15 protein-coding genes are annotated in these 17,063 nt (G+C 72.1%); 9 read left to right on the top strand and 6 right to left on the bottom strand.

Translation table 11 applies throughout. The features are described 5' to 3' along the window. The first annotated feature begins 20 nt into the window (after positions 1 to 20). Together ACIP8Z_RS15075 and alc are read left to right on the top strand one after the other, a co-directional pair. Positions 21 to 947, top strand: coding sequence for a LysR family transcriptional regulator (locus tag ACIP8Z_RS15075; RefSeq protein WP_402083201.1), 927 nt, complete (start codon positions 21 to 23; stop codon positions 945 to 947). Between the two features lie 59 nt (positions 948 to 1,006). Beyond that, a complete protein-coding gene (alc, locus tag ACIP8Z_RS15070) occupies positions 1,007 to 2,134 on the top strand; it encodes an allantoicase (RefSeq protein WP_402083198.1) in 1,128 nt (375 codons plus the stop codon). 105 nt (positions 2,135 to 2,239) lie between these two features. Here the strand turns inward: alc and pepN (ACIP8Z_RS15065) are convergent, their stop codons facing one another. From pepN (ACIP8Z_RS15065) to ACIP8Z_RS15055, 3 genes are all read right to left on the bottom strand, one after another. Then, positions 2,240 to 4,816 (bottom strand): aminopeptidase N, encoded by a 2,577-nt coding sequence (gene pepN, locus ACIP8Z_RS15065; protein WP_402083195.1) that lies wholly within the window; start codon positions 4,814 to 4,816, stop codon positions 2,240 to 2,242. A gap of 160 nt (positions 4,817 to 4,976) precedes the next feature. After that, a complete protein-coding gene (locus ACIP8Z_RS15060; RefSeq protein ID WP_402083193.1) occupies positions 4,977 to 5,996 on the bottom strand; it encodes an aspartate-semialdehyde dehydrogenase in 1,020 nt (339 codons plus the stop codon). Positions 5,997 to 6,099: 103 nt separating this feature from the next. Continuing rightward, entirely contained in the window at positions 6,100 to 6,642 is a 543-nt protein-coding gene (locus ACIP8Z_RS15055; RefSeq protein WP_402083190.1) for a CGNR zinc finger domain-containing protein, read from the bottom strand. A gap of 139 nt (positions 6,643 to 6,781) precedes the next feature. Between ACIP8Z_RS15055 and ACIP8Z_RS15050 the strand changes: the two genes are divergently transcribed. The 5 genes from ACIP8Z_RS15050 to ACIP8Z_RS15030 all read left to right on the top strand — a co-directional run bounded on the left by ACIP8Z_RS15050 (position 6,782) and on the right by ACIP8Z_RS15030 (position 10,507). Further along, positions 6,782 to 7,237 (top strand): VOC family protein, encoded by a 456-nt coding sequence (locus ACIP8Z_RS15050; RefSeq protein WP_402083187.1) that lies wholly within the window; start codon positions 6,782 to 6,784, stop codon positions 7,235 to 7,237. Positions 7,238 to 7,251: 14 nt separating this feature from the next. Then, positions 7,252 to 8,172: a pyridoxamine 5'-phosphate oxidase family protein gene (locus ACIP8Z_RS15045; protein WP_402083184.1), complete on the top strand. Its 921-nt coding sequence runs from the start codon at positions 7,252 to 7,254 to the stop codon at positions 8,170 to 8,172. Continuing rightward, positions 8,169 to 8,738 (top strand): HPP family protein, encoded by a 570-nt coding sequence (locus ACIP8Z_RS15040; RefSeq protein WP_402083182.1) that lies wholly within the window; start codon positions 8,169 to 8,171, stop codon positions 8,736 to 8,738. The genes ACIP8Z_RS15045 and ACIP8Z_RS15040 overlap by 4 nt, the downstream gene beginning before the upstream one ends. Positions 8,739 to 8,747: 9 nt before the next feature. Beyond that, on the top strand, positions 8,748 to 9,215 hold the full coding sequence (locus ACIP8Z_RS15035) for an NUDIX hydrolase (protein WP_402083179.1): 468 nt from the start codon (positions 8,748 to 8,750) through the stop codon (positions 9,213 to 9,215). Between the two features lie 134 nt (positions 9,216 to 9,349). After that, positions 9,350 to 10,507 (top strand): serine hydrolase domain-containing protein, encoded by a 1,158-nt coding sequence (locus tag ACIP8Z_RS15030; RefSeq protein WP_402083177.1) that lies wholly within the window; start codon positions 9,350 to 9,352, stop codon positions 10,505 to 10,507. Between the two features lie 4 nt (positions 10,508 to 10,511). Here ACIP8Z_RS15030 and ACIP8Z_RS15025 read toward each other — a convergent pair whose 3' ends face one another. Both ACIP8Z_RS15025 and pepN (ACIP8Z_RS15020) read right to left on the bottom strand, forming a co-directional pair. After that, positions 10,512 to 11,516 (bottom strand): hypothetical protein, encoded by a 1,005-nt coding sequence (locus ACIP8Z_RS15025; protein ID WP_402083174.1) that lies wholly within the window; start codon positions 11,514 to 11,516, stop codon positions 10,512 to 10,514. A gap of 234 nt (positions 11,517 to 11,750) precedes the next feature. After that, positions 11,751 to 14,312 carry an aminopeptidase N gene (gene pepN, locus ACIP8Z_RS15020; RefSeq protein ID WP_402083171.1) on the bottom strand — a complete coding sequence of 854 codons (2,562 nt, stop codon included), beginning with the start codon at positions 14,310 to 14,312 and terminating at the stop codon, positions 11,751 to 11,753. A 174-nt stretch (positions 14,313 to 14,486) separates the two neighbouring features. Here pepN (ACIP8Z_RS15020) and ACIP8Z_RS15015 point away from each other — a divergent pair, with 174 nt between their 5' ends. Further along, the gene (locus ACIP8Z_RS15015; protein ID WP_319309385.1) at positions 14,487 to 15,122 is read left to right on the top strand and encodes a DsbA family protein; all 636 of its coding nucleotides are present in this window, start codon (positions 14,487 to 14,489) and stop codon (positions 15,120 to 15,122) included. A 137-nt stretch (positions 15,123 to 15,259) separates the two neighbouring features. Here the strand turns inward: ACIP8Z_RS15015 and ACIP8Z_RS15010 are convergent, their stop codons facing one another. Next, positions 15,260 to 15,904: a superoxide dismutase gene (locus ACIP8Z_RS15010; protein WP_318209803.1), complete on the bottom strand. Its 645-nt coding sequence runs from the start codon at positions 15,902 to 15,904 to the stop codon at positions 15,260 to 15,262. A gap of 191 nt (positions 15,905 to 16,095) precedes the next feature. Between ACIP8Z_RS15010 and ACIP8Z_RS15005 the strand changes: the two genes are divergently transcribed. After that, a complete protein-coding gene (locus tag ACIP8Z_RS15005; protein WP_402083168.1) occupies positions 16,096 to 16,992 on the top strand; it encodes a hypothetical protein in 897 nt (298 codons plus the stop codon). Positions 16,993 to 17,063: the final 71 nt, after the last annotated feature.

Below are 17,063 nucleotides of genomic sequence, written 5' to 3'. Positions count from 1 at the left end.
CTCCGGATAGGTTGCGCCCCATGACCGAGTGGGACATCAAGAAGCTCCAGATCCTTCGCACCCTCCGTGACCGCGGCACCGTCACCGCGACCGCGGAGGCGCTGCTCATGACCCCCTCGGCCGTGTCGCAGCAGCTCACCAACCTCGCCAGACAGCTCGGCGTACCCGTCCTGGAGGCCCAGGGCCGCCGCGTCCGGCTCACCGACGCCGCCCATCTCGTGCTGCGGCACGCGGAGGTGGTCTTCGCCCAGCTGGAGCGCGCCGACGCCGAACTCGACGGCTATCTGCGGGGCGAGGCCGGAGAGGTGCGGGTGGCGGCGTTCTCGACGGCCGTGCCCGCGCTCGTCGTGCCCGCCGTACGGCAGTTGCGGAGCGCGCACCCCGGGCTCGACGTCCGGATCCGGGAGGCCGAGGCGGCGGAGGCGTACGAGCTGCTCTCGGCCGGCGAGGTCGATCTGGCCCTCTCGCTCGCCGCCCACGCGCCCTCCGCGCGCGACCCCAAGTTCAGCCGGGTCCCGCTGCTCGCCGACCCCCTCGACGTGGCCCTGCCCGCCGGGCATCCGCACGCCGACGCGCCCGGCCTGCGGCTCGCCGACCTCGCCGCCGAGCCGTGGATCTTCGGTGGCTCGGGCCCCTGGTCGGAGATCACCACCGCCGCCTGCGAGGCCGCCGGGTTCGTGCCCGAACAGGCCCACAGTGCCTCCGGCTGGACCGCGATCCTCGCCATGGTCGAGGCCGGGATGGGCATCGCCCTGGTGCCCCGGATGGCCTCCGCGGAGCGCCGGGGCGGCGCCGGGGTCGTGATGCGCGTCCTCGCCGCCGACCAGCCGCGCCGCCATGTCGTCGCGGCGGTACGGCGCGGGGCGGAGGACGGCCCGGCGGTGGCGCGGGTGCTCGCCGCGCTCCGGCAGGCGGCGGCCCAACGGGAAACCGTTCAGCAGAACTGAAGACGCCCATCGAAAACATTCGATGGACCCACCAGGTCTCCGCGGCGCACAGTCGACACATGACCTTCGAGACGAGCCAGGACCAGGACCCGCACGCCAACGACGCCGCCCCGTACTCCGGCGGCGACCCGTACGCCGACTACCGGACCGGTGACTTCCCCTTCACCGAGCTGGTCGACCTCGCCGACCGCCGTCTCGGCGCCGGCGTCGTCGCCGCGAACGACGAGTTCTTCGCCGAGCGGGAGAACCTCCTCGTCCGTGAGCGGGCCGTCTTCGACCCCGAGCACTTCGGCCACAAGGGCAAGATCATGGACGGCTGGGAGACCCGCCGTCGCCGCGGCGCCGACGCCGAGAACGTCTTCCCCGCCCCCGAGGACCACGACTGGGCGATCGTCCGCCTCGGCGCCCCCGGTGTGATCCGCGGGATCATCGTCGACACCGCCCACTTCCGCGGCAACTACCCGCAGCGCGTGAGCATCCAGGCCACCTCGGTGGAGGGCTCGCCCAGCCCCGGGGAACTGCTGGACGCGAAGTGGGAGGAGCTCGTCCCGCCGACCCCCGTCCGGGGCCACGCCGAGAACGGCTTCACCGTCACCGCCGAGCGCCGCTGGACCCACCTCCGGGTCTGCCAGCACCCCGACGGCGGCATCGCCCGCCTCCGCGTCCACGGCGAGGTCGTGCCCGACCCCGAGTGGCTGGAGCTGCTCGGCACCCTCGACCTGATCTCCGTGCTCAACGGCGGTTCGTACGAGGACGCCTCGGATAGGTTCTACTCCTCGCCGACCCAGATCATCCTGCCCGGCACCTCCCGCAAGATGGACGACGGCTGGGAGAACCGGCGCCGCCGGGTGCGCGGCACCAACGACTGGGTGCGCTTCCGGCTCGCCGCGCAGGGCGCCGTCCGCGCCGTCGAGATCGACACCGCCTACCTCAAGGGCAACTCGGCCGGCTGGATCGCCCTCCAGGGACGCAACGGCGAGACGGGGGAGTGGTTCGAGATCATCCCCCGCACCAGGCTCCAGCCCGACACCCTCCACCGCTTCAAGCTCCCCGCCCAGGCCGTCGTCACCCACGTCCGCCTCGACGCCTTCCCCGACGGCGGCGTCGCCCGGATGCGGCTGCACGGAGCGCTGACGGAGCGGGGCGCGGCCGACCTGCGCGCCCGGTTCACGGCCCTCGGCGGCTGAGCGCGGCCGCGAGCCGCACCCGCCCGGTGCCGGCGAGAAGCGCCGATACGCCGAAGGGGCCCCGGACCGACACGGTCCGGGGCCCCTTCCTCCCTACGGGGTGCGTTACTTCGCCGCCGCCGCGTCCGCCGCCCGCGCCCGGAGCGCACGCTCCACGCCCGCGCGGCTCTCCGTCACCAGGCGGCGCAGCGCCGGGGCCGGGTTGTGCTCGGCGATCCAGGCGTCCGTCGCGTCCAGGGTCTCCTGCGAGACCTGGAGGCTCGGGTAGAGACCGACCACGATCTGCTGGACGATCTCGTGGCTGCGGGTCTCCGAGACACCCTTGATCGACGCGAAGTACTTCGCCGTGTACGGGGCGAGCAGCTCGCGCTGGTCGGCCTGCACGAAGCCGCCGATGACGGCCTCCTGCACGGCGTTCGCCAGCTTGTCGTCCTCGACGACCGAGGCCCAGGCCGCCGCCTTCGCCGCCTCCGTCGGACGGGCCGCGCGCGCGGTGGCCGCGTGGCGCTCGCCCGCCGCGGTGCGGTCGCGCTCCAGCTCGGCGGCGATCTCCGGCTCGTCGTAGACGCCGGTGGCCGCGAGCCGCTGGACGAACGCCCAGCGCAGCTCGGTGTCGACCGCCAGACCTTCGACGGTCTCGCGGCCCTCCAGGAGGGCCGCGAGCAGATCCAGCTGCTGCGGGGTGCGGGCGGTCGCCGCGAAGGCGCGCGCCCACGCCAGCTGGTGGTCGCTCGCGGGCGCGGACGCCTGGAGGTGCGCGAGGGTGGCCTCGGTCCAGCGGGCCAGCCCGGCCTCGCGCCACTCCGGCGCCGCGTACATCTCAAGGGCGGCCTTGACCTGGCCCTGGAGCGACTGGACCACGCCGATGTCGGACTCCTTGGCGATACCGGAGAGCACGAGCTCCAGGTAGTCGCGGGTGGCCAGCTCGCCGTCGCGGGTCATGTCCCAGGCCGAGGCCCAGCACAGGGCGCGCGGCAGCGACTCGGCGAAGTCGCCGAGGTGCGCGGTGACGTTCTTCAGGGACACCTCGTCGAGGCGGACCTTGGCGTACGACAGGTCGTCGTCGTTGAGGAGGACGACGGCCGGGCGGGCCTTGCCCACGAGCTGCGGGACGGCGGTCAGCCCGGCGGCCTCGATGTCGAGTTCGAGGCGCTCGGTGCGGACCAGCTTGCCGGCCGCGTCGAGGTCGTAGAAGCCGATCGCGATCCGGTGCGGGCGCAGCACGGCCTCGCCCTTGGCGCCGGCGGGGAGCGCGGGCGCCTCCTGCTTGACGGCGAAGGAGGTGATCGAGTCGTTCTCGTCGGTCTCGATCTCCGGGCGGAGGATGTTGATGCCGGCCGTCTCCAGCCATGCCTTCGACCAGGTCTTCAGGTCGCGGCCGGAGGTCTCCTCCAGGGCGCCGAGGAGGTCGGAGAGGCGGGTGTTGCCGAAGGCGTGGGCCTGGAAGTAGGCCTGGACGCCCTTGAAGAACTCGTCCTGGCCGACGTAGGCGACGAGCTGCTTCAGGACCGAGGCGCCCTTGGCGTACGTGATCCCGTCGAAGTTGACGAGCACGTCCTCCAGGTCGTTGATCTCGGCCATGATCGGGTGCGTGGACGGCAGCTGGTCCTGGCGGTAGGCCCAGGTCTTCTCCGCGTTGGCGAAGGTCGTCCAGGCGTTGGGCCAGCGGGTGCCCGCCACCGAGGCCTGGCAGGCGACGGAGGTGTAGGTGGCGAACGACTCGTTCAGCCAGAGGTCGTTCCACCACTCCATCGTCACGAGGTCGCCGAACCACATGTGGGCGAGCTCGTGCAGGATGGTCTCGGCGCGCCGCTCGTACGCCGCGTCCGTCACCTTGGAGCGGAAGACGTACTGGTCGCGGATGGTGACCGCGCCCGCGTTCTCCATCGCGCCCGCGTTGAACTCCGGCACGAAGAGCTGGTCGTACTTCGCGAACGGGTAGTCGTACGCGAACTTCTCCTGGAACCAGTCGAAGCCCTGGCGCGTGACGTCGAAGATGTGGTCCGCGTCGAGGAACTCGGCGAGCGACGGACGGCAGTAGATGCCGAGCGGGACGCTCTGCCCGTCCTTCTCGTACGAGGAGTGCACCGAGTGGTACGGGCCGACGATCAGCGCGGTGATGTACGTGGAGATCCGCGGCGTCGGCTCGAAGACCCAGAGGTCGTCCTTGGGCTCCGGGGTCGGCGAGTTGGAGATGACCTTCCAGCCCGCGGGCGCCTTCACGGTGAACTGGAAGGTCGCCTTGAGGTCGGGCTGCTCGAACGAGGCGAAGACGCGACGCGCGTCCGGGACCTCGAACTGCGTGTACAGATAGGCCTGGTCGTCGACCGGGTCGACGAAGCGGTGCAGACCTTCGCCGGTGTTGGTGTACGCGCAGTCGGCGACGACCTTCAGCTCGTTGCGGCCCTCGGCCAGGTGGGCCAGCGCGATCCGCGAGTCGCGGAAGACGGCGGCGACGTCCAGGGCGTGGCCGTTCAGCACGACCTCGTGGACGGCGGGGGCGACGAGGTCGATGAAGGTGGAGGCACCGGCCTCGGCGGAATCGAAGCGGACGGTGGTGACGGACCGGTAGGTGCCGCCCTCCTGCGCACCGGAGAGGTCGAGTTCGACCTCGTACGCGTCCACGGTGAGCAGCGCTGCCCGCTGCTGAGCCTCTTCACGGGTCAGGTTTGTGCCAGGCACCCGGTCAACTCCTCGGTTTTGTGATGTTTGGCCCATCCTTCCACGGGGTGTGTCGGCAGCGCACGAGACATTTCCCAGGGCGAACACGGGAGCTTTCCCGGGCGGACGCGCGAGGGCGGCCACCCGTCTCCGGATGGCCGCCCTCGTGGCGTCGCGGGTGTCAGGCGCCCGTGAGCTCGGCCGCGACCAGCTCCGCGATCTGCACGGCGTTCAGCGCCGCGCCCTTGCGCAGGTTGTCGTTGGAGAGGAAGAGCGCGAGGCCGTTCTCGACGGTCTCGTCCACCCGGATGCGGCCCACGTACGAGGCGTCCTTGCCGGCCGCCTGGAGCGGGGTCGGGATCTCGGAGAGCTCGACGCCCTCGGCGTCCTTGAGCAGCTCGTAGGCGCGCTCGACGCTGATCGGGCGGTCGAAGCGGACGTTCACCTGGAGGGAGTGGCCGGAGAAGACCGGGACGCGCACGCAGGTGCCGGAGACCTTGAGGCCGGGGATCTCCAGGATCTTGCGGGACTCGTTGCGGAGCTTCTGCTCCTCGTCGGTCTCGAAGGAGCCGTCGTCGACGATCGAGCCGGCCAGCGGGACCACGTTGAACGCGATCGGGCGCTTGTAGACGGCGGGCTCGGGGAACGCGACGGCATCGCCGTCGAAGGCCAGCTGGTCGGCGGTCTCGGCCACGGCGCACGCCTGGGTGCGCAGCTCGGCGACACCGGCCACGCCCGAGCCGGAGACGGCCTGGTAGGTGGTGGCGATCAGCGCGGTGAGGCCGGCCTCCTGGTGGAGCGGCTTGAGGACCGGCATCGCGGCCATCGTGGTGCAGTTCGGGTTGGCGATGATGCCCTTGGGGCGGTCCTTGATCGCGTGCGCGTTGACCTCGGAGACCACCAGCGGGACCTCGGGGTCGCCGCGCCAGGCGGAGGAGTTGTCGATCACGACGGCGCCCTGGGAGGCGACCTTCTCGGCGAGGGCGCGGGAGGTGGCGCCGCCGGCGGAGAAGAGGACGATGTCCAGGCCGGTGTAGTCGGCGGTGGAGGCGTCCTCGACCGTGATGCCGTCCACGACGGTGCCGGCGGAGCGGGCGGAGGCGAAGAGCCGCAGCTCGTCGAGGGGGAAGCTCCGCTCGGCCAGGATGCTGCGCATGACTGTGCCGACCTGACCGGTGGCTCCGACGATTCCGACCTTCACGGGGACTCCTCCGTACGTATGTGCAGGTTGCTGCCGGTCCATGATGCGTATGTCCCGGGGCGCCTTGTCCAATCCATTGTCCAAGGGACGGGACGAAAGAGGGTCAGCTCTCCTTCGTGCGGGCGTAGTGCCGGGAGGCCTTGGCGCGGTTGCCGCAGACGGCCATCGAGCACCAGCGGCGGGTGCCGTTCCGCGAGGTGTCGAAGAAGTGCAGGATGCACGCCTCGTGAGCGCAGGCCCGGATCCGGTCGGGGGCGGTGCGCAGCAGGTCGAGGTAGTCGCGGGCGGCGGTCCAGCCGGGGCCCCAGGCGGGGTCCGCGAACTCGGGCCGCTCGCCGGGGCCCTCGGCGGTGAGCGTGGCCCGGATGCGGCCGTGGCCGAGGACGGCGTCGACGCGGGCGGTGGCGGCGGGGTCGCCGGGGCGGTCGACGAGCGCGGCGAGCGCGTCGCGGGCGGTGAGGGTGTGGCGCAGGGTGGTGGCGTCGGCGGTGAACCGCTCGTCGAGCCCGTTGGCGGCGAGCCAGACGGTGAGCCCCCCGACCCCGGCGAGCAGGTCCTGCCGACCGCCCTCCTCGTTCCAGCGGGTGTTGAGCAGATCAAGGGAGACGGGCTCGCCGACGAGCGGCCGTGGGTCGATCGCGGTCATGACGGGAACCCTCCTCGATGAACTAACCCCTCAAGGGTACGTGAGCGGTTGACGTCCTTCGTATCTAACCTCTAAAGTCGAATTAAGAGGTTAGCCCGGAAGAGGGCCGGCCGTCGTACCAGGAACGGATGGAACCGCCATGACCGCGATCGGCACGCTCACCACCCACCACGTCGGCCTCAACGTCACCGACCTGGACCGCTCGCTCACCTTCTACGGAGAGGTCCTCGGCTTCGAGACGCTCGGCGAGGGCACGGAGGGGGACAGCCGCTTCGCCTTCCTCGGCCGGGACGGCCGCCTGGTCCTCACCCTCTGGCAGCAGGCCGGCGAGGCCTACGCGCCGGGCCGCGCGGGCCTCCACCACCTCGCCTTCGAGGCCGAGTCCCTCGACCACGTCCGCGCCGCCGAGGCCGCGCTGCTCGCCCGGGGCACGACCTTCGCGTACGAGGGCGTCGTGGCCCACCGCGAGGGCGCGGCCTCGGGCGGCATCTTCTTCCACGACCCGGACGGCACCCGCCTGGAGATCTCGATCCCGAAGGGCGCGGAGGGCGCGGAAGCCCCGTCGGACTCCGCCCCGACCTGCGGCTTCTTCTAGAACTGGAGGACCCCGTGCCTGCCCACGACCACGCGACCGCCTACAACCAGGGCTCGATCGACGTCCAGGCCCGCGTGGGCGTCCAGGACCTGGCCGCCCACATCGCCCCCTCCGTCCGCCCCGGCATCCGCCCCGTCGCCGCCGCCTTCCTGGAGGCCCAGCCGATGCTGATGATCGGCGCCGCGGACCGGGACGGCCGCGTCTGGGCGAGCCTCCTCACCGGCGCGCCCGGCTTCACCCACGCCACCGGCCCGCACACCGTCTCCGTCGCCGGCGGCATCCCCGCGTACGACCCGCTCGCCGACGCGATCACCCCCGACGGCACACCCGTCGGCACCCTCGCCCTCGACCCCCGCACCCGCCGCCGCATGCGCCTCAACGGCACCGCCCGCCCCAGCGCGCGCGGCGTCACGATCGAGGCCGAGCAGGTGTTCTCCAACTGCCCGAAGTACCTCCAGAAGAGAGAGTGGTACGGCTCCGATCCCGCCCGCCCCGGGACCGGCACCGTCCACCACGGCGAGGAGCTCACCCCCGCCCAGGTGCGCCGGATCCGGACGGCGGACACCTTCTTCGTGGCCACCGTCGCGTCCGACGGGGTCGACACCAGTCATCGCGGGGGCAACCCCGGGTTCGTCCGGGTCGACGCGCCCCGGGAGCTCAGCTGGCGTGACTACCCGGGCAACGCGATGTTCCTGACCCTGGGGAACCTGGAGTCCGACGGCCGCGCGGGGCTGCTCTTCCTCGACTGGGAGACCGGGACGACCCTGCAGCTCAGCGGCCTCGCCCACACCGAGTACGGCCCCGAGGGACGCGTCACCCGCTTCCGTGTCGAGCGCACGGCCGAGACCCCGGCCGGCAGCCCGCTGCGCTGGTCGCCGCCGGAGTACTCCCCGGCCAACCCACCCGCCGACCCCACCCCGAGGACCGCTCCGTGACCACCACCCCGGCCCCCGACACCACCCTGCCCACAACCGCCGCCGAAACCGCCCCCTCCACGGTTCCGGCGGCAGCCGTCGCGCCCAGGCGCCCCGGCCCGCCCCCGCGCCCCCGGCCCCGGGTCCTCCTCCTCTCGACCGCCGGGAGCGTCGCCGCGCTGCTCCTCCTGGTCGCCGTCGGGACCGTGCTCGACCAGCCCCTGCTCATCCCGCCGCTCGCCGCGAGCATGGCCCTGGTCGCCGGCGCTCCCGATCTGCCGCTGTCCCAGCCGCGCTCGGTCGTCGGCGGCCAGCTGCTCTCCGCCCTCACCGGCTTCGCCGTCCTGACCGTGGCAGGGCCCGGCCTCTGGGGCGCCGCCGTCGCGGGCGGTCTCGCCCTGGGCGTGATGATGCTCGCCCGTACCCCGCACTCGCCCGCCGCCGCCACCGCCGTCATCGTCGCCCTCACCTCGCCCCCCTTCTGGTCGTTTCTCGGCCTTCTCGCGCTCGCCTGCCTCCTCCTCGTCGCCGTCGGCCTCGCAGCCGCCCGCGTCAGCGGCCGGACGTACCCCGTGTACTGGTTCTAACCTCGGTTCATGAAGAAGGAGTTGAGGGTGGCGGCCTACGCCGTGTGCGTGCGGGACGGTGAGATGCTCCTGGCCCGCTGGGTGGCGCGCGACGGCACCAAACGGTGGACGCTGCCGGGCGGCGGCATGGACCACGGCGAGGAGCCCGTGGACACCGTCGTCCGCGAGGTGGAGGAGGAGACGGGCTATCTCACCGAGCCCACCGCCCTCCTCGGCATCGACTCCATCCGCCGCGACTGGCTGCGCCGCCTCGGGGGACCCGGCGACTTCCAGGGCCTGCGGATCATCTACGAGGCCCGGATCACCGGCGGTGGGCTGCGCAACGAGACCGACGGTTCCACCGACCTCGCCGCCTGGCATCCGCTCGACGCCGTCCCCGGACTGCCCCGCGTCGGCCTCGTCGACATCGGCCTCGACCTGTGGCGCGAGCGGCCCCCGGTCGGCCGCTCCCGGCTCGCCGATCCGTCGATGAGCTGAGGACCGACCGCACGGCCGGGGTTCGGCCGAAAACCGCTCAACCGGTGCGACCCCGCTCAACCGTCCCGCGGGCCCCCGGGTCCTCCCCGCCGACCGCAGCACACGCACCGCGGCACAGTCTCAGGGGAGCCCGCATGTCAGCCGTACGCACGACCCGCACCGTCCTCGCCGCCGTCCTGGTCGCCGGACTCACCGCCACGGCCCTCGCCACCCCGGCCCTGGCGGCGTCCGCGCCGACGGCCTCGGCACCGGCGGATGATCACGCCGCCACCCGGGCGGCGCTCCAGGCCGCGGTCGACGCCGGTGTGCCCGGGGTCGTGGCCCAGGCCCGGGACGGCCGGGCCAACTGGACCGGCACCGCCGGCGAGCGCCGGGGGAACGACCGCTTCCGCGTCGGTTCCATCACCAAGACCTTCGTCGCCACCGTCCTCCTCCAGCTCCAGGCGGAGGGCCGGCTCGACCTCGACGACCCGGTCGAGAAGTGGCTGCCCGGCGTCGTCCGGGGCAACGGCCACGACGGCCGCAAGATCACCGTCCGTCAGCTGCTCAACCACACCAGCGGCGTCTACAGCGTCACCTCCGACCCCGGCTTCCAGGAGAAGATCTTCGGCCCGGGCTTCCTGGAGCACCGCTACGACCGCTGGACCCCGCGTCAGCTCGTCGACATCGCCATGACCCACGCGCCGGACTTCGCCCCCGGCACCGACTGGAACTACTCCAACACCAACTACGTCCTCGCCGGGATGGTCATCGAGAAGGTCACCGGGCGTCCCTACGGCAAGGCGGTCGAGAACCGCATCATCAAGCCGCTCAAGCTCCGCGCCACGAGTGTCCCCGGCACCGACGTGCGGATGCCGAAGCCGAGCTCCCCCGCCTGGTCCACGCTCTCCGCCGACCCGGACGCGCAGGTCCACGACGTCAGCGAGCTGAGCCCCACCATCGCCTCCGCGGCCGGCGAGATGATCTCCGACTCCAACGACCTGCAGACCTTCTACCGCGCCCTGCTCAAGGGCCGGCTGCTCCCGAAGGCCGAGATGAGGGAGATGACCACCACCGTCCCGGTGTCCCCCGAACTCCCCGGCGCGGGGTACGGACTCGGGCTCATGAAGCAGAAGCTGAGCTGCGGCAAGGAGATCTGGGGTCACGGTGGCGGCATCCACGGTTCCTCCTCCGAGGCCCAGGCCACCCGCGACGGCGGGCACTCCCTCGCCCTGAACTTCAACGCCGACTGGACGGGCGACAGCACGGCCGTCCTGGAGGCCGAGTTCTGCGGCGTCACGCCGAAGCGCTGACCCCTCACCGCGGCAGGACGACGACATACGCGGCGGGCTGCCGGTCGGGCGCGGCCATCAGGGCCGTACGCACCACGGTGGCCTGCTGGTCCATCGCCTCGCGCAGCTTGCGCGGGGTGAGGTGGACGACCGTGATGCCGAGCCGCTCCAGATGCTCCCGCTTGCGGGTGTACTCGGACCACAGCGCGTCCTCGTCCTGCCGCGGCGCCCGGGTGTCCAGCTCGACGGCGACGGCCTGGTCGGGCCAGTAGGCGTCCACCCCGCCCAGGTGCGGGCCGCCCGGCAGCCGCAGGTCCACGTTCCACAGCGGGTCCGGCAGGGCGAACTCCCGCACCATCTCGTACAGCCGCTCCTCGGACAGCGAGCGCCCCTCGGCGAGCAGCGCGTCCACCGCGTCCACCACGTGCGGCCGGGTGAGGAGCCGGGCCCGGTTCAACTCGCGTACCACCGCGCCCGGTTCGCAGTGTCCGCCGCGCACCGCCTCGGTGAGCAGCCGGCGTACGGCCTCCGCGTCCGAGAGCCCGGACACCGCGTCGGCGACGGCGCGGGCGACCGGGGCGACGGGCACGCCCGTCAGCTCCACCGGCTCCGGGGACTCGGGGGCGCGCACCACGCGCACCCAGCCGGTGGAGCGCAGCCGCCGGGTGCGGGGGACCAGGACGTCGATCCGGTCCACGGCGGTGAGCGGGGGAGCGGAGGAGAAGCGGTGCAGGGTCAGCGCGGCGAGCCCGGTGATCATCGCGTCGGGACCCTGCGGGGGTACGGCCCCGGTCCTGCGGGCGTAGAGGAGCGCGGCGTGGAGCCGGTCCTCGCTGGTGGGGGGCCCCGGCTGGAGCAGGAAGACGCCGGGGAGGAGCTGCTGCCAGGCGCCCGGGCGGCAGCGCGCGGCGACCTCGCCGGCGGGGATGCCCTGGGCCCTCAACTGGTCGGCGGACGCGAGGCGTTGTGCCCGGCCGGTGTGGGGGGAGAGGGGGAGGGGGCGGGGGGTGATGGGGGTGTTGTGGTTCATGCCGGGGGTCTTCCGCTCCCGAAGGCCGCCCTAACCCCTGTTACACGTTCGTCGACAATTGGGGACAACCCCGTCCTAAAGTACGCGCGTTCGAGTGCCGATGAGGGGCCCGCCCCGGGCCGCCCCCCGCTCGCTCCCTCCTCGGCCCCCCGCCCGCCCCCGCGACGGGCCCGGAAATACCGGAGGGGGCCGCGGACCGAAGTCCGCGACCCCCACCGTGATCGACCGAGGGCGTCAGCCGGCCAGGCGGTCGCAGTCCTGCGCCCGCAGCGCCCGCGCCAGGTCGTCCCGCGACTCCAGGACCAGCCTGCGAAGGGCCGGGGCGGCCGCCTCGTGCGCCGCCAGCCAGACGTCCGTCGCGGCCAGCGTCGCCTCGTCGTCCTGGAGCCCCGGGAACAGGCCCCGGACGATGTCCATGCCGATCTGGATCGACCGCTCGGCCCACAGCCGCTCGATGACCGCGAAGTACTTCTCCGCGTAGGGGGCGATCAGTTCGCGCTGCGAGGGCTGGACGAAGCCCGCGATCGTCGCCTCGACGAGCGCGTTCGACAGGGTGTCCGACTCGACGACCTGCGCCCAGGCCTGCGCCTTGACGGCCGCCGAGGGCCGCGAGGCCAGCAGGCGGACCTGGTGGCGCTTGCCCGTCGCCGTGTCGTCCCGGGTCAGCTCCTCGCCGATCCGCGTCTCGTCCGCGCGGCCGTGCACGGCGAGCGGCGTGAGCAGCGACCAGCGCAGCTCCTGGTCGACGTCGAGCCCGTCGATCTTCGCCGTACCGTCGAGCAGCCCTTCGAGGAGCTGGAAGTCGGCCTCGGACGAGGCCGTCGCGGCGAAGAACCGCGCCCAGGTCAGCTGGTGCTCGCTGCCCGGCTCGGCCACCCGCAGCTCGCGCAGGGCGCCCTCGGCGAGCAGCCGCCCGCCCTCCTCGCGCCACGCGGGTGCCGCGTAGTGGGTGACCGCCGACTTGCCCCAGGCGTGCACCATCTGGAGGACGCCGATGTCGGTCTCGCGGCCCGCGAAGGCGAGGACGACGGAGACGAAGTCCCGGGCGGGCATCAGGGCGTCGCGGGTCAGGTTCCACAGCGCCGACCAGCACAGGGCGCGGGCCAGGGGATCGGTGATGTCGCCGAGGTGCGCGCGCAGGGTGGCGAGCGAACCCTCGTCGAAGCGGACCTTGCAGTACGTGAGGTCGTCGTCGTTGACGAGGACCAGGTCGGGCTTCTCCTCGCCCGCCAGGTCGGCGACGGCGGTCCGGGCGCCGGTGATGTCGGCCTCGGCGCGCGCGTACCGGACGAGCTCCCCGCCGGAGAGCCGGTAGAGGCCGACGGCGGCGCGGTGGGGGCGCAGCTCGTCCCCCTCCTGGAGGACCGCGAGCTCGGTGATCCGGCCCTCGGCGTCGTAGGTGACGGCCGGCGTCAGCGTGTTCACGCCGGAGGTCTGGAGCCAGGACTTCGCCCAGGCCTTCATGTCACGGCCCGAGGTCTCCTCCAGGATGGTGAGGAGGTCGGCGAGCCGGGTGTTCCCGTACGCGTGGCGCTTGAAGTAGCGGCGCGCGCCCTCCAGGAAAGCGTCCCGGCCGGCGTACGCGACGAGCTGCTTGAGCACCGACGCGCCCTTGGCGTACGTGATGCCGTCGAAGTTGAGCTTGGCGTCCTCCAGGTCACGGATGTCGGCCGTGATCGGGTGCGTGGACGGCAGCTGGTCGGCGCGGTACGCCCAGGCCTTGCGGTTGTTGGCGAAGGTCACCCAGCTGTTGGTGAAGCGGGTCGCCTCGGCGAGCGAGAAGGAGCCCATGAAGTCCGCGAAGGACTCCTTCAGCCACAGGTCGTCCCACCACACCATGGTGACGAGGTCGCCGAACCACATGTGCGCCATCTCGTGCAGGATGACGTTCGCCCGGCGCTCGTACGCCGCCTGCGTCACCTTGCCCCGGTAGATGTACTCCTCGCGGAAGGTCACCATGCCCGGGTTCTCCATCGCGCCGAGGTTGTACTCGGGGACGAAGGCCTGGTCGTACTTCCCGAAGGGGTACGGGTAGTCGAAGTTGTCGTGGAAGAAGTCGAAGCCCTGCTTGGTGACCAGGAAGACGTCGTCCGCGTCGAAGTGCTTGGCGAGCCCCTTGCGGCACATCGCGCCGAGCGGGATCTCCAGCTCGGTCCCGTCGGCCAGCGTCCGCGTGTAGCGGTCCGTGACGTAGTGGTACGGACCCGCCACGACACAGGTGATGTACGTGGAGATCGGCGCCGTCTCGGCGAACCGCCACACACCCTCGGCGTCCCGCTCGCCCGCGCCGTTCGACCAGACCGTCCAGCCCTCGGGCGCGGTCACCGAGAAGCGGTGCGGGGCCTTGAGGTCGGGCTGCTCGAACGTGGCGTACACCCGACGGGCGTCGGCCGGCTCGTACTGCGTGTAGAGGTAGACCTCGCCGTCCTCCGGGTCGACGAAGCGGTGCATGCCTTCGCCGGTCCGGCTGTAGGCGCACCGCGCGTCCACCACGAGGACGTTCTCGTCGGCGAGGCCGTCGAGCGCGATCCGGGAGCCGTCGAAGACGACCGCGGGGTCGAGGGAGCGGCCGTTGAGGGTGACCGCGGTCACGGACGGGGCGATCAGATCCACGAACGTGCTCGTGCCCTCGCCGGTGCGACGGAAGCGGATCGTCGTCTCCGAGCGGAAGGTGCGCACGGTCTCGGCCGAGTCGCCGACCGCCGAGCGCAGGTCGAGGACGACCTCGTACCCGTCGACGGACAGCAGGGCCGCCCGCTCGTGGGCCTCGTCGCGGGACAGATTCTCACCGGGCACGGTCACTCCTTCGTGGCACGTTCGAAACAGCACCGATCCTCCCATGTGCAGCTGTCACCCCGGACACGGGAATGACTTCGTGCGTCCGGCGGTTCCCTCCTTTCGGCGCACCACCGTCTTTTTTCCGCCTTTCTTTCCCTCTTTGTTTCCGCCACTGCCGTACCGAGGAGCGACATGTCCGAGAGCAGGACCACCGCCGACTTCTACTTCGACCCGCTGTGCCCCTGGGCCTGGATGACCTCCCGCTGGATGCTGGAGGTGGAGCAGGTCCGTCCGGTCGACGTGCGGTGGAAGGTCATGAGCCTGGCCGTGCTCAACGAGAACCGTCTCGACGAGGTCCCCGCCGAGTACCGGGAGATGCTGGAGACCCAGGCCTGGGGCCCCGTCCGGGTCGTCATCGCCGCCCAGCAGCTGCACGGCGACGAGGTCGTCGGCAAGCTCTACACCGCGCTCGGCACCCGCTTCCACAACAACGGCGAGGGCCCGACCCGCGAGGCGATCGTGGGCGCCCTGACCGACGCCGGCCTGCCCGAGGACCTGGTCGAGTACGCCGACAAGGACACCTACGACGCCGAGCTGCGCGCCTCCCACACCGAGGGCATATCGAAGGTCGGCCAGGACGTCGGCACCCCGGTCATCGCGGTGCCGGGCGCGGACGGCGACGAGGTCGCCTTCTTCGGCCCCGTCGTCACCCCGACTCCGCGCGGCGAGGCGGCCGCCCGGCTCTGGGACGGCACCCTGCTCGTGGCGTCGACGCCGGGCTTCTACGAGATCAAGCGCACGCGGACGGCGGAGCCCAGCTTCAACTAGTCCGTGCGGCCTCTCCCGAGGCGTGGAAGAACCCCCGTGATTCACGTCATCACGGGGGTTCTTCTTTCATCCGCCTGCGAGTGAAGGTTGAGAAGACGATCACGAGCAGGGCGACAGGGGGCCCTTCCGGGCGCCGCTCAGAAGGAGATCAGCGGTACGGAGGCCTTGGCGGCGTGGTAGCGCTTGCTGACGTCCTGCCAGTTGACGACCTGCCACATGGCCTCGATGAAGTCCACCTTCTGGTTCTTGTACTGCAGGTAGAAGGCGTGCTCCCAGGCGTCGAAGACCAGGACCGGGACCGAGCCCTGGCCGACGTTGCCCTGGTGGTCGTAGACCTGCTCGACGATGAGCCGGCCGCTGATCGGCTCGTAGGCGAGGACGCCCCAGCCCGAGCCCTGGGTGGTCGCGGAGGCCTTGGTCAGCTGGGCCTTGAACTTGGCGAAGGAGCCGAAGGACTCGGTGATCGCGTCCGCGAGGTCACCGACGCCGTCGGCGGCCAGCGGCTCGCCGCCGCCCCCGTCCTTCGGGCTGTCCATGTTGTTCCAGTAGATGGAGTGGAGGATGTGGCCGGAGAGGTGGAAGGCCAGGTTCTTCTCCAGGCCGTTGATCGCGCCCCACTGGTCCTTGTCGCGCGCCTCCTCCAACTGCTCCAGGGTGTCGTTCGCGCCCTTGACGTACGCGGCGTGGTGCTTGTCGTGGTGCAGCTCGATGATCTGCGGATTGATCACCGGCTCCAGCGCCGCGTAGTCGTACGGCAGCTCCGGAAGTGTGTAGATCGCCATGTGCCCGGCCCCTTCGATGGCTCCTGCTTATTGCAACCTATATGCAAGTGCAGGCTAACAGTAGGTGCGGCCAGAGTTGATCAGCCCTTGGTCCTAGACCGCACGCCCGATCGCGGAGTGCTTCCGCGCGCTCCGCCGTACGGGTCAACCGGTGCTGGGGCCGGGCCCTTCAAGATCCATAACGTGCTCGCATGAGACTCCCCCTGAGACTTCTCGCGGCGACCGCGCTCCTCGCCGCGCTCGGCGCCACCCCCGCCGTCGCCGCCCCCGAGGACTGGCAGCGGGTCGGCACCGACGCGCGCGGCGGCATCAGCGGCATCGCCCACGAGGGCGCCGGCGCGCTGGTCGTCCACGACAACAAGCGGACCGGACAGCAGCGCCTCTCCCGCCTCGTCCACGCGGAGGGACCCGCCACCGTCACCCCGCTCACCTGGACCGGGGCCGAGCCCGTCGACCTGGAGGCGATCGAGGCCGTCCCCGGCGCACCCGGCGAGTACCTGGCCCTCGCCGCCCGCGGCATCGTCTACCGCGTCAAGGTCGACGGCGACGCCGCCACCGTCCTCGACCACTCCCCGCTCCCCGGGATCGGCGAGGGCGACGACTTCGAGAGCTTCGCCCTCGTCTTCCGGGACGGGAGGTTCGCCGCGCTCTGGGCGGACCGCGGCGCCGGTACGGACCGGCCCGCCACCCTGTACGCGGCGCCTGTCTCGTTCGCGTCCTGGGGCCAGGTGCTGTTCGGCGCCGTCAGCCAGCGGGTCTACCGGTCGACGTACCCGGCCGACGCCGGGACGCGCCACATCTCCGACATCACGGTGACCGACTCCGGCCGGATCCTGATCGGTTCGGCGGCGGACGCCGGGGACGACGGCCCGTTCGACTCGGCCGTGACCGACGCGGGCCGGGTGACCCTCTCGGCAGCCGGCCGGGTACGGATCTCGCTCGACGCGGCACCGAAGGTCCTCGGCACCTTCCCCGGCTACAAGATCGAGGCCGTCGAGTGCCTGCCCGGAACGGGCGACGCCCTGCTCGGCACGGACGACGAGAACGCCGGCGGCTCCGTACGGACGGCCCCGTACTGCGGAGTCTGACCCCGCACCGGCCCGGCACGGTGCCGTCCGGACACAGCACCGCGCCCCGCCGAGCACGAGCTGCTCGACGG

The sequence above is a fragment of the Streptomyces sp. NPDC088553 genome (assembly GCF_044752965.1).
Lineage (GTDB): Bacteria > Actinomycetota > Actinomycetes > Streptomycetales > Streptomycetaceae > Streptomyces.
This window is presented reverse-complemented; position numbering and strand designations above follow the sequence as displayed.

What these genes read in the sequence shown, in the direction of transcription:
- ACIP8Z_RS15075 (WP_402083201.1), top strand. Translation starts at nt 21, where the DNA reads ATGACCGAGTGGGACATCAAGAAGCTCCAGATCCTTCGCACCCTCCGT.
- alc (WP_402083198.1), top strand. Translation starts at nt 1,007, where the DNA reads ATGACCTTCGAGACGAGCCAGGACCAGGACCCGCACGCCAACGACGCC.
- ACIP8Z_RS15055 (WP_402083190.1), bottom strand. Translation starts at nt 6,642, where the DNA reads ATGACCGCGATCGACCCACGGCCGCTCGTCGGCGAGCCCGTCTCCCTT.
- ACIP8Z_RS15050 (WP_402083187.1), top strand. Translation starts at nt 6,782, where the DNA reads ATGACCGCGATCGGCACGCTCACCACCCACCACGTCGGCCTCAACGTC.
- ACIP8Z_RS15035 (WP_402083179.1), top strand. Translation starts at nt 8,748, where the DNA reads ATGAAGAAGGAGTTGAGGGTGGCGGCCTACGCCGTGTGCGTGCGGGAC.
- ACIP8Z_RS15030 (WP_402083177.1), top strand. Translation starts at nt 9,350, where the DNA reads ATGTCAGCCGTACGCACGACCCGCACCGTCCTCGCCGCCGTCCTGGTC.
- ACIP8Z_RS15025 (WP_402083174.1), bottom strand. Translation starts at nt 11,516, where the DNA reads ATGAACCACAACACCCCCATCACCCCCCGCCCCCTCCCCCTCTCCCCC.
- ACIP8Z_RS15015 (WP_319309385.1), top strand. Translation starts at nt 14,487, where the DNA reads ATGTCCGAGAGCAGGACCACCGCCGACTTCTACTTCGACCCGCTGTGC.
- ACIP8Z_RS15010 (WP_318209803.1), bottom strand. Translation starts at nt 15,904, where the DNA reads ATGGCGATCTACACACTTCCGGAGCTGCCGTACGACTACGCGGCGCTG.
- ACIP8Z_RS15005 (WP_402083168.1), top strand. Translation starts at nt 16,096, where the DNA reads ATGAGACTCCCCCTGAGACTTCTCGCGGCGACCGCGCTCCTCGCCGCG.